Annotated in this window: 14 protein-coding genes; 2 read left to right on the forward strand and 12 right to left on the reverse strand. The window is 45.4% G+C overall.

Annotation, left to right across the window (positions count from 1 at the left end; genetic code table 11):
• Positions 1 to 26 precede the first annotated feature (26 nt).
• Positions 27 to 365: a P-II family nitrogen regulator gene (gene glnK / locus ICN23_RS00960; protein WP_215359446.1), complete on the forward strand. Its 339-nt coding sequence runs from the start codon at positions 27 to 29 to the stop codon at positions 363 to 365.
• A 59-nt stretch (positions 366 to 424) separates the two neighbouring features.
• On the opposite strand, the gene ICN23_RS00965 is transcribed toward glnK, so the two are convergent.
• Both ICN23_RS00965 and ICN23_RS00970 read right to left on the reverse strand, forming a co-directional pair.
• Complete coding sequence (locus ICN23_RS00965) at positions 425 to 1498, reverse strand: hypothetical protein (protein ID WP_216230517.1); 1074 nt, start codon at positions 1496 to 1498, stop codon at positions 425 to 427.
• Positions 1499 to 1576: 78 nt separating this feature from the next.
• Entirely contained in the window at positions 1577 to 2206 is a 630-nt protein-coding gene (locus ICN23_RS00970) for a response regulator transcription factor (protein ID WP_216230518.1), read from the reverse strand.
• 219 nt (positions 2207 to 2425) lie between these two features.
• Between ICN23_RS00970 and ilvD the strand changes: the two genes are divergently transcribed.
• Positions 2426 to 4117, forward strand: coding sequence for a dihydroxy-acid dehydratase (gene ilvD, locus ICN23_RS00975; protein WP_216230519.1), 1692 nt, complete (start codon positions 2426 to 2428; stop codon positions 4115 to 4117).
• A gap of 84 nt (positions 4118 to 4201) precedes the next feature.
• Here the strand turns inward: ilvD and ICN23_RS00980 are convergent, their stop codons facing one another.
• The 10 genes from ICN23_RS00980 to ICN23_RS01025 all read right to left on the reverse strand — a co-directional run bounded on the left by ICN23_RS00980 (position 4202) and on the right by ICN23_RS01025 (position 15487).
• Positions 4202 to 4690 carry a copper chaperone PCu(A)C gene (locus ICN23_RS00980; RefSeq protein ID WP_216230520.1) on the reverse strand — a complete coding sequence of 163 codons (489 nt, stop codon included), beginning with the start codon at positions 4688 to 4690 and terminating at the stop codon, positions 4202 to 4204.
• 37 nt (positions 4691 to 4727) lie between these two features.
• Complete coding sequence (locus tag ICN23_RS00985; RefSeq protein WP_216230521.1) at positions 4728 to 5204, reverse strand: hypothetical protein; 477 nt, start codon at positions 5202 to 5204, stop codon at positions 4728 to 4730.
• Positions 5201 to 6454 (reverse strand): sialidase family protein, encoded by a 1254-nt coding sequence (locus ICN23_RS00990; RefSeq protein ID WP_216230522.1) that lies wholly within the window; start codon positions 6452 to 6454, stop codon positions 5201 to 5203. Before ICN23_RS00990 ends, ICN23_RS00985 begins: the two co-directional genes overlap by 4 nt.
• A gap of 2 nt (positions 6455 to 6456) precedes the next feature.
• The gene (locus tag ICN23_RS00995) at positions 6457 to 8664 is read right to left on the reverse strand and encodes a TonB-dependent receptor (RefSeq protein WP_216230523.1); all 2208 of its coding nucleotides are present in this window, start codon (positions 8662 to 8664) and stop codon (positions 6457 to 6459) included.
• Positions 8665 to 8745: 81 nt separating this feature from the next.
• Positions 8746 to 9117 carry a DUF2946 domain-containing protein gene (locus tag ICN23_RS01000; RefSeq protein ID WP_216230524.1) on the reverse strand — a complete coding sequence of 124 codons (372 nt, stop codon included), beginning with the start codon at positions 9115 to 9117 and terminating at the stop codon, positions 8746 to 8748.
• Positions 9118 to 9210: 93 nt separating this feature from the next.
• Positions 9211 to 10710, reverse strand: a complete 1500-nt coding sequence (locus ICN23_RS01005; RefSeq protein WP_215346747.1) for a tripartite tricarboxylate transporter permease — start codon at positions 10708 to 10710, stop codon at positions 9211 to 9213.
• A 41-nt stretch (positions 10711 to 10751) separates the two neighbouring features.
• Complete coding sequence (locus ICN23_RS01010; protein ID WP_216230525.1) at positions 10752 to 11279, reverse strand: tripartite tricarboxylate transporter TctB family protein; 528 nt, start codon at positions 11277 to 11279, stop codon at positions 10752 to 10754.
• A gap of 85 nt (positions 11280 to 11364) precedes the next feature.
• The gene (locus tag ICN23_RS01015) at positions 11365 to 12366 is read right to left on the reverse strand and encodes a Bug family tripartite tricarboxylate transporter substrate binding protein (RefSeq protein ID WP_370624742.1); all 1002 of its coding nucleotides are present in this window, start codon (positions 12364 to 12366) and stop codon (positions 11365 to 11367) included.
• A 299-nt stretch (positions 12367 to 12665) separates the two neighbouring features.
• On the reverse strand, positions 12666 to 13145 hold the full coding sequence (locus ICN23_RS01020) for a DUF1854 domain-containing protein (RefSeq protein ID WP_216230526.1): 480 nt from the start codon (positions 13143 to 13145) through the stop codon (positions 12666 to 12668).
• Positions 13142 to 15487, reverse strand: coding sequence for an ABC transporter ATP-binding protein (locus ICN23_RS01025; protein WP_216230527.1), 2346 nt, complete (start codon positions 15485 to 15487; stop codon positions 13142 to 13144). Before ICN23_RS01025 ends, ICN23_RS01020 begins: the two co-directional genes overlap by 4 nt.
• Positions 15488 to 15664 lie beyond the last annotated feature (177 nt).

Here is a 15664-nt window from a genome sequence, read left to right on the forward strand (position 1 = left end):
TATGATTACTGCATTAGGGGGAATAAATGAAATTAATTACATCCATCATTAAGCCGTTCAAGCTCGACGAAGTCCGTGAATCCTTGGCTGAAGTAGGCGTTACAGGCCTTACAGTGACTGAAGTTAAAGGTTTTGGCCGCCAAAAAGGCCATACCGAACTCTATCGTGGCGCTGAATATGTAGTCGACTTTTTGCCTAAGGTAAAAGTAGAAGCTGTAGTTGCCGATGACCGCGTAGATGCTGCTATCGAAGCCATTACTAAAGCTGCCCGTACTGGCAAGATTGGTGACGGGAAGATTTTCGTTACTGCAGTTGAGCAAGTGATTCGTATTCGCACTGGCGAGACCGATAACGCAGCTGTTTAACGCTCGACTAAATGCATTATCCAAACCAGCGGCTTCATTAGCCGCTGTTTTTATTTGGATTAACGGAATTGAGAGTCTGTAGTGGTAGATGGAGCTACAGACTGAACAATTTCAGCAGGCTCCAAAATAATGGTCTTGCTACTGGTATTTCCAATACGTACCTTCGCACCTTGGAAATACAAATCCACTTGATTTAATCCACCAGTTAAGACCTTGAACGGTGGCTTGCCATACACGCTGGCTCCAACACCAGGCTCAAGTATTTTGTTTTGAGTTTTACCGGTAGCATCCACCACACAAACCGTTTGTGCAGTCTTGGATTGCAAATACACCATATCACCCGCTTTTTTAGGTGCGTCTGGTTTGTAATTGAGAGCAGAAGCATCGGCAGGTGGGCACTCAGCTGAAACGGTTGCCACTACAGGCTGAGCAGCCGGAGCAGGAACTGCGGTTGTGGGCTGGGCGGCTGGCGCAGGCTCAGCAGGCGCGCTTGCCGGCGGAGTCTCTGGCGCAACTTCTTGAATGATGACTACTTCTTCTTTGACTGGCTCAGGGAAGAATAGCGGACGTAAGTTCACCACTGAAAAAATCACTGCGGCAGCAATTGCCAATAACAGAATGATTTTCTTTTTGGGATCAACAGATGCTTTTGACTTCACACTGTAGTCAATAACACTTGGCGTGATTTTTTTAGCATCGCCCTTTTCAGCTTTAGGCTCCACAACTTTGACTGCTGGTGTAGCTTCTTTTTCTGCTGTTTTTTCTTCCGGTGTTTCTTTTGCCTGATTTTTTTCTTTTATTTTTTCAGGCTTTGCTTTTTTCTCTGCTGCAGAGGCTTTTGTCTCCTCCTGCAATTTGTCTTCTACTTCAGTTGGTTTAACAGGTTGCGCTACACCAGAAAAATCAAATGCATCTTCCGGGGTCAGCTTTAACAAACCTGCAACTTTTTTTGCTGCTGTGAATTTAACTTGGGCGCCGTAGAAGCTGCTACTTTCTCCATTCTCGATCTGCTCAATTTGACGAACAGATAGACAAGCCATTCCAGATAAATCTTTCGAACTTAAACCAAGACTTTCTCTAGCCTTAGTAAATGCTTCTTTACGAATCTCTGGAAGTTTGTCTGATTTATTCACTACGCAGCAGCCATCTCATATGGAAGTAATAAGAACGATAGTAATACCAAAATGGTGCAAGGGTAATTAGCCACAAAGCTAATTATTTAAAGGGTGGTTTTCAAGGTTGGATTCAAGATACTTCTTCACCAAAACCTGTACAGAATCCGCGTGCATTTTGTCCATCACTCGAGCCTTATGAACCTTAATCGTGGCATCGGTTGTTCCTAGTTTTACGGCAATATCCTTGTTTAAAAGGCCTTTAACGAGCCATCCACAGACTTCACGCTCTCTGGGGGTAAGGCTTTCATAATCCTTCTTGGCTTCAACATCCAATGAAACGCGCTTGAGCTGGCGACTATCGAAGTCAATTGCATCTGCAACTGCTTTTAAGAGCTCTTCTAAGTTAAATGGCTTAAACAAGAAATCGACCGCACCCTTCTTCAGCCCCTGAACAATCTGATGGGGGTGGCTTTGTCCGCTCACAAAGATAATGGGCGTCTTACGGCCGAATATGAGGAGCTTTTCCTGTAGATCCAAACCTGTCATATCTGGCATTTGCATATCCAAGAGAATGACTGCTGGAGAGACCGGAACAGACTTCTCTAAGAACAGGGTTGCAGAGGCATAGTCTTCAACCAGATAGCCCAGCTCCCGCAGCATCCTTGAGAGAGAAATGCGCATCGATTCATCGTCATCAATTAGGTATATGTGGCCGACTTTAGTCATTGAATTCAAAGGAAAAAGTAATAGATGAGCTAATGTACTGCAGTGCTTTTCAGGAAGCTATTAGCTATCTAGCTAATATTTAGACCTAAATCAATGATTTCATTGGTATTTTGTATTGCATTGCAACATTTTGGTCCTCCACTACCTCTATGGGAACCTCAAACCCATCTCACGGCACAATAGAGCCTTTCGACACAAACCTTTTCTGGAGTAATAAGCATGAAACGCCTAAATGAACGCTCGCGCATGGTCACCGAAGGGGTCGCTCGCGCACCTAACCGTTCGATGTATTACGCAATGGGTTACGAAGAAAAGGATTTCGTAAAGCCAATGGTTGGCGTTGCGAATGGTCACTCCACGATTACTCCTTGTAATAGTGGCTTGCAAAAATTAGCTGATGCTGCGGTTGAGGCTCTTGAAGCAGCAGGCGCAAAAGCACAAGTATTTGGTACGCCAACAGTTTCTGATGGTATTGGTATGGGCACTGAGGGTATGAAATACTCCCTCGTCTCACGCGAAGTGATTGCTGACAGTATTGAAGTGTGCGTCAATGGTCTTTGGCAAGACGGTGTAGTTGTAATTGGTGGTTGCGATAAAAATATGCCAGGCGGCATGATGGCTTTAGCTCGCACGAACGTTCCTGGTATTTATGTTTATGGCGGCACCATTAAGCCAGGCCACTACAAAGGTAAGGAACTGAATATTGTTTCTGCATTTGAAGCAGTTGGTGAATTTACTTCTGGTCGCTTAAGCGAAGAAGATTTAAAAGGCGTTGAGCAGCACGCTTGTCCAGGCAGCGGATCATGTGGCGGTATGTATACAGCGAACACCATGAGCTCTTCCTTTGAAGCTTTGGGTATGAGCTTGCCCTACTCCTCCACAATGGCTAACGTGGATGCCGAGAAGGTAGCAAGCGCAGCTGAGTCAGCGCGTGTCTTGGTTGAAGCGGTTAAAAACAACCTGCGTCCACGCGACATCATCACTAAGAAGTCTATTGAAAACGCTGTAAGCGTCATTATGGCTGTTGGTGGCTCTACCAATGCAGTATTGCATTTCTTGGCCATTACGAGCGCCGCTGAAATCGATTGGACTATTGACGACTTCGAACGTATTCGCAAGCGCGTTCCGGTGATCGTGGATATGAAACCATCCGGCACTTATCTGGCAACTGATTTACATCAGGCCGGTGGTATTCCACAAGTGATGAAGATTTTGCTCGATGGTGGATTACTCCACGGTGATTGCATGACCATCACTGGCAAGACAATTGCTGAAGTACTGAAAGATGTTCCATCAGTGCCACGCGCCGATCAGAAAGTGATTCGTACTTTAGACAATCCTTTGTACAAGCAAGGTCACTTGGCTATCCTCAAAGGCAATATCTCTCCAGAGGGTTGCGTCGCAAAGATTACTGGCTTGAAAAACCCATCCATTACTGGTCCAGCACGTGTCTTTGACTCTGAAGATGACGCGATGGCAGCCATCATGGCGCAAAAGATTAAAGATGGTGACATCGTAGTCATTCGCTATGAAGGTCCTAAAGGTGGCCCTGGTATGCGTGAAATGCTTGCCCCTACATCTGCCCTCGTTGGCCAAGGTTTAGGTGAGTCAGTTGGCCTCATTACCGATGGTCGCTTCTCAGGCGGCACATGGGGCATGGTAGTTGGCCACGTAGCGCCTGAAGCGTATGTCGGCGGCACAATCGCCCTTATCAATGAAGGTGACTCAGTCACAATCGATGCGCACAAGTTACTGATTCAACTGAATGTGGATGAGGCAGAAATTGCGAAGCGTCGTGCAGCCTGGAAACAACCTAAGCCACGCTATACACGTGGTCTGCTAGCAAAGTATGCAAGTCTTGCAAGTAGCGCTAGCAAAGGCGCGGTAACGGATTTGGATTTAGAAATCTAAACTGTTTCGCCAAAGAAAAAGCCCCTAAGTAAAACTAGGGGCTTTTTTATTACTTCAGCATTACTGCTGAATCAAATCCAAATCTTAGTGCTTCATTGCTCCGCCATGGCCAGCACCTGGGTTACCCATTGCATTTACAGGCATCTTTACTTCTACTTCGCCAGCTTTAGCAAATTTGAGTTTGACTGGTACAGTTTCACCAGCAGTCAACGGAGCCTTAATGTTCATGAACATTAAATGCAAGCCGCCTGGCTTTAATTCCACAGCGCCGCCAGCAGGCACAGCGATATCTTTTACCTGACGCATCTTCATGACGTTGCCATCCATCGCCATTTCGTGCAATTGCACTTCACCAGCAACTGGTGAGCTTGCAGAAACGAGTTGATCAGCAGCGCCTTTGTTTTCAATCTTCATAAATCCGCCGGCAGCCTGCTGCCCTGGAACAGTAGCGCGGGTATAAGCGTTCTCAATCTGAACGCTACCGACTTTAGCGTTTTGAGCGTGAGCTGAAAAACTCAAGCCTAAAGCTATTCCAGCAAAAGCACATAAACTAATTAATCGTTTTGTCTTCATTTCTATTCTCCTGGTAATTTACAAATAACAAACTGAATTAGGGTCTTACTATCAAAGCATTTTGTAACTTTTGAAAATCAATTAATCCTGTTTTACGACTAGCCTTGCCACTTTTATCGATGACGATAGTTGTAGGGGTCTCACCATGCCATTTAGAGTCAATCTCGTAACGCAAGCGCTCATCAAATGGAGCGGCCACATAATAATTATTGACCTTTTCTAGCCCAGCTTTGCTCAGCATCTTTTTAATAGCATCAATAGATACATCATCCACCTGAATGAACACCACCTTAGCTGTAGGGTTAGCTTTTAGAAAGTTTCCCCATTGCGGCATCTCCTTTACGCAAGCTGGACAAGTCACTCCCCAAAAATGAATTGCCAAAGGCGCGCCATTAGCAGTCTTCACCAATGCATTCCAATCTCCAGCCTGGTATGGCTTAAGTGTGCCAGTATCTGCCAGCACAATATTGGTCATTAATAAACTTAATACCCAGGTGATCCAAAACTTTTTCATTGATTACGCCCAATATTCATTAATTGATAACCGTCATCACGCGTTAACCAGGATAGAAAAACTTCATTACCTCGCGCTAACAATAGCGGATGATCGCTATATCCTGCTGTGCTTGCCAGTATTTTAGGTGAGCCCCAAGTACCGCCATCATCAGTAGACTCCTTCAAGAAAACAGACGACTTCTTGCCATCGAATTCTTTCCATACGATCCACACATGTTGGCCCATAGCGAGCAAATATGGTCTTGCAACATTCGCACCTTCAGCACCGATACGACTAGGCTTTGAGTAAGTGGCACCTTGATTACTAGAGTTGGCATAAAAGACACCAACACGCTTACTGCCCTGGGTATACCAAGCCACATGGAATTTTCCGGATCCCGAAATAGCAATGGAAGGACCATGATGTGGACAAGCGTCTGTTTTCCAATCATCATCGGCAACTCGCCGAACGGGGCCTGCTCCATTGTCTGAAATGACCTGAGAGGCCTGATCTCTTATACCGCCAGAGAAGATGGCTCGATAGACGATAGCTGGCTGACTTTGAGTGTCTAAGGCTCCCCCAATTCGGCAGCACTCACAAGTACTCTCGTTTGCAAAACGCTCTGCCTGAAATGTCTTTCCACCGTCTTGAGAGAGGGAATAGGCTATCGATCCGCCTAGACGCCTCTCACCACCCTGCTTCGCTGCAGCGACAAGGCGTTTATCAATCCAAGAGATAAAAATATTGCCATTTGGCTTTATGAGCACCGATGGGAAACGCTGGCTTGAACTGTCACTTACCAAAGATGTAGGCTGCGTAAATGTGTTACCACCATCCAGAGATCGGGCAGTATTGATTTGCGCATTCCAATGGGAGTCTTTAAAAAAGCTGTAAGCCAAAAAGACATTGTTTTCTCTATCCGCAACAATTTGTGGCCGAGCATCACTACCCGTATCCAATGACTTGCCATGCTCAGCAATACTGACAGGTGTTGAGAATGTTTTACCCAAATCATTGGATTGAGCAACGGATACAACTCCATTAGCAGTCCATGCCAATAACAACTTCCCATCCCCAGCAAAAAATGGGGTAGCTGCATTTGCGCACTCCAAACTACTACCCTGGCAGGTCATATGCTTTTTTGTAGAGCTTGTCATGCCAGAGGAATGATCCATCTGCGCCTGTACATACCCTACGGCACCTAGCCCACTCAAAAAAAGTGTGCAAAGTAGTGCTAGGCGTCTAAATGGGCAATGTATTTGCATCATGATTAAAAGATGATACGTCCACCTACAGAAATAGACTGTGGCATACCCTGTGTGTAGGATGTACTGCTGCTTCCAGTGCCAAATGTGATGTATTGGCGATTAAATAAGTTCACAGCAGAAGCATAGATAGTTGCGTTTTTTGTCACCTCATAGTTAGCACGCAATCCCACTACCGCATAAGAGGCAACCGGTAGAGTATTTGAGGTATTCAACCAAGAACTACCCACATAACGGACTGTAGCAGTCAAACTAGCCTGTGGCACAGGGTAATAGGTTAAGCCACCGCCAAGAATGTTCTGTGGAACCCCACCAACCTGTTTGCCTGTTGGGTCACTTGTAGCACTGTTTGTTAACTTAGTGCTAGTAAATGCGTAATTAGCATCTGTTGCCCACTTAGAGTTAATGTCATGATGAAACTGGAATTCAATACCCTGACTCAGCAAATTTTGGTTGTTGGTGTAATAACTAATATTCGTTGAATTACAAATACCAACGCCCGACCCACCAACTAGCGGATTACCGGTTGTAGCACCACAAAGACTCTTAGCTAAAGCAACGTCAGATGCGCTTTTTGAGGAGAGACTATAAGTTGCTACAGCATTTTGAATGTAATTATTAAATCCCGTTAATTGCGCAAAGCCACCACTCCAGCGATAGTCGGTGCCGACCTCGTAACCCGTCATGGTTTCTGGAGTTAGATTGGGATTAGCAAAGCTATAACCGCTAGATGAGCCATAAGAACGCAACGTATTATTCATACCAGGCGCGTGAAATGCCTGGTAAGCAGCCGAACGTAAATCCCAGTTTTTATTTAGCTTATATAACAAACCCAAAGTTGGACTTATTTGCGTCTTGCTTTGATTTGGGACATTTTGGTACACCGGATTGGCGCCATTGGCGCCGGCATTGTAATTAGTGGGGGTTTGGCTATTCCATTGATCAATACGTGCGGCTAAAGTAGTTTCCAGCGGAAATGCCTCGGCCTTAGATTTCAACTGCCCCATCAAGCCATAGAAAGTCTGCTGACCTTGGCCATAGTTAACGGCTTGAACAGCGCCAGTAGTACTCAAGTTATTTGTTTGATTGGAGCCGGCAATATTGCGAGCATCAATACCTACTACATATTGATCAATTAAACCTGCCACCTCTTTGGTAAATTGTGCCGAAGCACCTACGGTACTGTATGGATCCTTGTAGTTTGCATTGATATATGGGTAGTTATAAGGAGCCGTTGCACCCCTTGTGCCTTGAAGGCTGGTTGTAGATCCGTTTTGCTTATTGAAATTTGTATTCTCATAGAAAAAGTTCACATCCACTTTAGACCTGTCGTCAAGGCGAGTAGTTACTCCTCCAGCAACGTCTGTTTCTTGCGTTAAATTAGTTGCAAAGGCATAGCCCGAAGATAGGTCAGACATCGTGTGATAACCAAGTCTAAAGAAACCATTGGTATCCTGCGTCGGCTTAAAGTAGCCCTGCAACCTGACGTTAGAGTTATGAGAGGAAGCATTGCTCTGGCCATTTTTAATATTGTTTGGAGATGCCGGAGCAATGGTTGCAATATTTTGATAGCCATCGGTACCAAAATAGTCGGCTGAGAATCGCAATTGCAAGGCTTCTGATGCCATGAGATCTTTTGAGGCCGCTACATTTCCGGTACCAAATGTACCAATACTTGCAGAAACTTCTTGCTGACTATTCACCGGGGTTTTCGTCTTAATGTTGATCACACCACCCATGCCATAGTTACCCCACAGGCTAGATACGCCACCGCGGATAAACTCAACAGAGTCAATTGAGGACATCGGCACCAAATTCCACTGTACAGTTCCATAGAAGGCATCGTTGGCCGGTAGTCCATCAATCAATACCAAGGTGCGGGCGTTACCAAGACCACGAACGTTAATACTCTGACCTGTTGGATCCTTTTGGTAGTAAGGCTGATCATTCAAAATCACGCCAGGAACATTCTTCAGAATCTGATCAATCGTCTGATCCGGCGCAACTTCTAAGGCCTCCTTAGTCAAGACGGTTGTATTCAGAGGAATTTCATCCAACGGCGTACCGGAGCGAGTCGCCGTTACGGTGACACTCTTTAACTTTTGATCGTAATCAGGTGGTGGTGCAATTTGTGCCTGGGCACCAATGGAAATAAATACCAGCCCAATCAACATGCCTACGCATGCACTAATTTTTTTCTGCTTGAACAACATGTACTACTCCACTTGATAATTCTGCAACGTATTGAATGAATCGTTGCCAACTGCATAGCTAGGCTATGCCCTAATATTTAATTAGGCGTTTACTGGTGGAGCTGCTGAGGGAGGTGTTACCCAAACTGCGAGTGGTTTGGGCGATTGATAGAAAAGCTGTGGCAGCAAAGCTAAAGTTTGCGGCGCTTGGAATGTGAGATTGGTATTTAAGGCTGGTGTGATGCTATTTTGAGCTACGCAATATGGACATGGCTGAGCTTGCTCCGCTACCTCTTGCTCATCACTCTGCACATTGATTTGCAGCTTGCTGCCGTCAACCGAACAAATCTCCATCGCAAAACCTTGACCATGTTTCGCAAGCGAGACTGCTTGTGATACTGCTGGCGCAAGCGCACTCATTGCGATTGCAAAAGCAGCAATCCAGTGAATGAGGCGGTTTTTATGGAAATTCATGATGGTGGAATATTATCGGAATTTTCACTTTATCATGAAAAAAGGGGCTGACGCCCCTTTTTCCTTTGAAATCGCTATTTCTAGCGGATTTTCTTATGCTGCTGCAGACTTTTTCTTGCCTACAAACTTGCCAATCAATGGCCAGAAGAGGAGCAATAAAGCCAAAGATGTGATGCCGCCTACCAATGGGTTAGAGAAGAAAATATCTAAGCTACCCTGTGAGAACAACATGGATTGACGGAAGGAATCTTCTGCGCGGTCACCCAATACCAAGGCCAAGACCATTGGAGCCATTGGGTAGTCGAGTTTCTTGAAGACATAACCAAGAACACCGAAGCCCATCATCAACCAAACGTCAAACATGGCGTTGTGAACCGTGTATGCACCCACCGCACAAATCACAATAATGACTGGTGCAATGATTGAGAATGGAATTCTCAAGATAGAGGCAAACAGTGGCACGCAAGTTAATACAACAAACAAGCCAGCCAAGTTACCTAAATACATACTAGCGATCAAGCCCCAAACAAAGTCTGGCTTCTCTACGAAAAGCAAAGGACCAGGTTGTAAGCCCCAGATCAACAAGCCACCGAGCAAAACCGCTGCTGTTGGTGAACCAGGAATACCGAGAGACAACATTGGGAGGAGCGCTGCAGTACCAGCAGCGTGAGCTGCAGTTTCTGGAGCAACAATACCTTCCATCTTGCCGGTACCGAACTTGTCACCTTCTTTGGATACACGCTTAGCAACGCCGTAAGCCATGAAAGATGCTGGTGTTGCACCGCCTGGAGTAATACCCATCCAGCAACCAATTAAGCAGCTGCGTAATGAAGTAGCCCAGTACTTAGGCAATTGCTTCCAAGTTTCCCAAACCACTTTGCCGCGAATCTTCGCTGCAGCACCTTGGAATGCCAAGCCTTCTTCCATTGACAAGAGAATCTCACCGATACCGAACAAACCGATCACAGCGATCAAGAAGTCAAAGCCGCGCATCAATTCTGGGTTACCGAATGTCAAGCGTAATTGACCTGTCACAGTGTCCATACCAACGGTTGCCAAAGCAAAGCCCAACATCATTGCTGAAATGGTCTTAAATGGCGATCCCTTGTTCATACCCACGAAACTACAGAAGGTGAGCAGGTAGACCGAGAAGAATTCTGGCGGACCGAATTGGAGTGCAAACTTCGCAACCAATGGTGCCAAGAAGGTAATCATCACAATCGCAAAGAATGCACCTACGAATGAAGATGTGAAGGCTGCAGTCAATGCTTCGCCAGCTTTACCATTACGGGCCATTGGATAACCGTCAAAGGTTGTCGCAACGGACCATGGTTCACCAGGAATATTAAACAGGACCGATGTAATCGCTCCGCCGAACAACGCACCCCAGTAAATACAGGAGAGCATGATGATCGCGGAAGTTGGTGGCATGGTGAATGTCAACGGCAACAGAATCGCAATGCCGTTTGCACCACCTAAACCTGGCAACACACCGATGATCACACCGAGCGTTACACCAACCAACATTAACAGCAAGTTAAAGGGTGTCATTGCAACGGCAAAGCCGTTGAATAGAGCGCTAATTTCTTCCAACTTGAACTCCTTATTTAATCTTTTTTAATAGTTATTCTTTTTTATTGCACACCCAAGAATTCGAGTGGGTTAAACCAGGAGCCATGTGGCAATGGAACTTGGAACCAGTACTCAAACATGAGGTAGAGGGCAGCGCTCACGCCAACAGACACAGCAACAGCCTTCCAAATTGGATACTTGCCTAACCACACCATAAAGATGGCGATGTAGAGAGCAGCAGAAACATAAATACCAATCAGTTGCACGCCCAATACAAACACAGTCGCTGGCAGAAGAACGGCCATAACTTGCTTTAATGGCTCGCTATCGACAAATGACTCTGTTTTCTTTTTCTTGTTAACAATCGCAGCTTGGTAAAGAGTGACTGTGCTTGAAAGCAAAATAATCAAGCTAATGTAGAAAGGGAAATATCCCGCTTCTGGACCATCCGCACCCCAGCTAGCGCCCAATTTCAAGCTACCAACCATTACCGTCAGGCCAATCGCAAGGAATACGAGCGCAGTGATGATATCCATCGCTCTTACGCTGATCGCTGATTCTTGATTTGAATTATTTGTATGTTCAGACATTTTTTATATTTTTAATAAAGTTGATTAACGCACTTACTTAAAAAATGGGACCCCCTACTGGAGGCCCCATCTTGTTCTAACAAAATTACTTAGCTAAGAATCCTGCTTCGGACATCAATTGCTTATGCAAAGCTTCATTCAATGTGAGCCAGTTTCTGAATTCTTTACCGGTCATGAATGTTTGATTGAATGCACCATCAGCCATGAACTTCTTCCACTCTGGAGTAGCGCGAACTTTCTTGAACAAGTCGATATAGAAATCAACTTGATCTTGAGTTACACCAGGAGCCATGAAGATGCCGCGCAACATAACGTAGTCAGTTGGAACGCCAGCTTCTTTACAAGTTGGTACGTCATACCATGATTGAGTATCAGTAACCTTCTCTTTGTATGGCATACGTGTGTCATCAAATACGCACAATGCACGTAATTTATTTGCACGCCATTGGGCAACTGCTTCAATAGGGTTGTTCACAGAAGAATCAATGTGGTTACCAACCAACTGAACTGCAACGTCGCCACCTCCCTTGAATGGGATGTAAGTGAACTTAGCGCCGGTTGCTTTTTCAATCGCTACAGTAATGATCTGGTCTTCAGACTTGGAACCAGTACCGCCCATTTTGAACTTGCCACCCGCTGCTTTAGCAGCATCGATATATTCTTTGGCAGTCTTGTATGGCTTGTCAGCGTTATCCCACAAAACAAATTGGTCAAGTGCCAACATCGCTACTGGCGTGATGTCTTGCCAGTTAAATGGAACACCAGTTGCCAAAGGAGTAGTAAACAAGTTGGAGAGCGTAATCACGATCTTATTTGGATCGCCCTTCGCTTCTTTCATTGCCAAGAAACCTTCAGCACCAGCACCTGCACCCTTGTTCACAGGAATAACAGCCTGCTTCATCAAGTTGTTTTTAGTAATGATGCCTTGGATCATGCGAGCCATTTGGTCAGCGCCACCGCCAGGACCAGCTGGAATAATGAACTCAACAGGCTTGGTTGGCTCCCATGCAGCGAATGCAGGAGATACGCCTGCAACACCAAGGGCTAATGCTGTAGAAATCAAAGCACCTTTTAACTTCATCTTCATAAGATATGTCTCCAAAAAATGGTTAACCAATTAAATTTGGCTTATTTGTTGTGTGAATGATTTTTAAACAAGATGTGCCAGTAAAACTTGACTGCCATCAATAATTTCGCAAACGATTCACATGGGCTTCTGAAATCTAGTAGAAACCCTGATAACTCAAGCCAAAGACCGTAGATAGTGTACTTACATCAGAGATAAAAAACTGCATTTAATGCACGAAAAATGCACATTTTTAAAAGGTCTTTAATGCAAATGATTGTTAAGGGTTTTCCCTTAACCTGAATGAAGAACAGCGCCGATTAACGGAAGCGATCTAGCAGTTTTTTGCTAACTTTATCCAGCTGTGTGGAGTCTTTGATGAGGAACTGCAAGCCATTGGAGTCGGCAATGAGCAATGTATTGCCAGCAATCCTGCGAATATCCTCTTCACCTTTGAGACGGATTCGCGTTGGACCGCAATCAGTTTCGATATCCCAAATGCTTGGTGTAGCAAAGGTGGAGACCTTGGTAATTTTTTCAATAACGGGCATGAACTCACGCTCAGCCAACTCTTCTTCGATTAATCCGAGCTCCGCTTCAGAAATGGCAGCCATGTTTGGAAACCAACAAAGCTCTTTACCAGATTGATTCATGATGGCGATGCCAGCACCAGGCGCGGTTATTGGAAAGGCTCTGACGGGATGGACACCAATATGACGCTCACCTTTGTTATCAATAAAGACTAGGCGACCTAGCGCATCACGCTCTAATTGATGAGTGGATTGATTGATTTGCGTCATACGCCACCCCCAATTTTCTTAGCCACTTCTTCTAGCTTTTCTTCTTGCTGCTCAGCCTGTTCTTCTTCCAAGCTTTCACCAATAGCGCCGCCTTCAACCAACTCTGCTGCATGGCGTAGCTGAGCTTGGTACAAAGTGTAATAAGCGCCCTGCGCTTCCATTAACTGCTCGTGAGAACCAATTTCAACAATCTCGCCTTTATCTAAAACGACTAAGCGATCTGCCTTTCTCAAGGTGGAGAGGCGATGCGCAATTGCAATCGTAGTGCGACCTTTGACTAAATTATCTAATGCGCGCTGAATTTCTTTTTCAGTTGTTGTATCAACAGATGAAGTGGCTTCATCCAAAATCAGAATGCTTGGATTAATCAGCAATGCGCGCGCAATCGAGATCCGTTGACGTTCGCCACCTGATAAAGACTGGCCGCGCTCACCTACTAGGGAGTCATAACCCAACGGTAGGCGCAGAATAAATTCATGGGCATGAGCTGCGCGTGCTGCTTCAATAATTTCTTCACGAGTGGCGTCAGGCTTGCCGTAAGCAATATTCTCAGCGATCGTGCCAAAGAATAGAAATGGCTCTTGCAATACCAAACCAATCCGCTTGCGATAGTCAGCAATGGCGATACTGCGAATATCTCGTCCGTCCAATAAAACAGAGCCAGAGCTCACATCATAAAAGCGGCAAATTAAATTCACCAAAGTACTCTTACCAGAACCACTATGTCCTACTAAACCAATCATTTCACCTGGGGCAATATCCAAATCAATGCCTTTGGTGACAGCACGGTTGCCATAGCGGAAACCTACTCCACGCATCGAGATGCGCCCTTTAACCTCACCCAAAGGGGCTGGGTTAATAGGCTCGGGAACGCTGGAGACGTGATCCAAAATATCAAAAATTCGTTTAGCACCCGCTGCTGCTTTTTGTGTGTGCGAAACAATTCGACTCATCGAATCGAGGCGAATATAAAAACGTCCGATGTATGCCAAGAAAGCAATCAGAACACCGACAGTAACTTTTTGATGTGCTACTTGCCAAATACCAAAACCCCACACTACCAATAAACCTGTTTCTGTTAACAGCGTTACTGTGGGCGAGAATAATCCCCAGACGCGATTCACGCGATCATTAATTTGCAGGTTATGTTTATTGGAGTCTACGAAGCGTTTGAGTTCACGATCTTCCTGTGCAAACGCCTTGACAACACGAATACCCGGAATCGTGTCAGCAAGAATATTAGTCACTTCAGACCATATACGATCAATTTTTTCAAAACCAAAACGCAAACGATCGCGCACCACATGAATCATCCAGACGATGAAAGGCAATGGCGCCAAAGTGACCAAGGCCAGCAAAGGATCAATCGATACCAAGATCGCTGCCGTCATGGTGATCATCAACACATCGGTTGCAAAATCGAGCGCGTATAGGGATAGGAACACACAGATGCGATCGGTCTCGGCGCCAATACGTGCGATCAAATCACCTGTACGTTTGCCGCCAAAATATTCCAATGAGAGTTTGAGTAAATGCTCAAAAGTAGTATTTCTTAAGTCAGCGCCAATACGCTCACTCACTAAAGCAAGTAAATACGTTTTCCACCAACCCAAGCCCCATGCAACGATCGCAGCGCCAAACAAAGCCAAGAGATACATGCTGGCTAAATGAAAATCGATCGGGTTGCCCTTCTCATATGGGATCAACACGTGATCCATTAACGGCATCGTGAGATAAGGCGGGATTAATGTTGCGCCTGTTGACAGTAGAGTCAACACAAAGCCGAGAAGCAATTGTTTTTTATAGGGACGCGCAAAACGCCAGAGCTTAAATAAAGTCCAAGTGGATGGCGGAGCATCATCTTCCGGATCGCACGTTGGGCAACTCTCAGAGTTTGCGGGTTTAGGACTTAAGCAAACTGGGCAAACCTGTTTGTCGTACTCACTCACCTCGCCATTGCTAATTTCTTCGCCACGATTGAGCTGTCTAAAACTGGATTGCAAGCGAAGGACTTGGGGATTCACAGCTAAGGTGAAATTCCAAGACTTGAGCAACTTATCGGCAGTTTCTAGCCTTAGATGCCCTACTCCTGCATGATCACCATGGACTAAATGGGCGCCTTCACCCAATTGCCAAGACTCAAATACCTTGCCATCCGTCCAAAACAGCCCCTGATCGCTCAGCAAAAGTAGGCTTTTTTCAAAGCGCAAATCCGCATCGAGATCGAGCTCAACCCATGCCAGTAGGGCATCGGGACTCTTCACCGGGGAGTGTTGATTCGCTAAAAAAGCCTCCCAGGGGCTTGGCAGCACGGGGGCAAAAGGTAAGATTTGTGGCTTCATTGACCTTAAAAGTATAGTGGAGCTGAATTATTTAGATTTATTGCTCCTGTCAACTTTAGGGGGTCAAAAGCCGTTAAATTATCTAAATAGGCCTTTTTATGTATTTTTGCTAATTTTGTGGGTTTTTCAATAACTACTAGAAACAGAGAGACTGTCTGACGCGTCAACGCCAAAACC

Origin of the sequence: Polynucleobacter sp. MWH-Jannik1A5, from assembly GCF_018881795.1 — a bacterium.
In the GTDB taxonomy this organism is placed as follows: Bacteria; Pseudomonadota; Gammaproteobacteria; order Burkholderiales; family Burkholderiaceae; genus Polynucleobacter.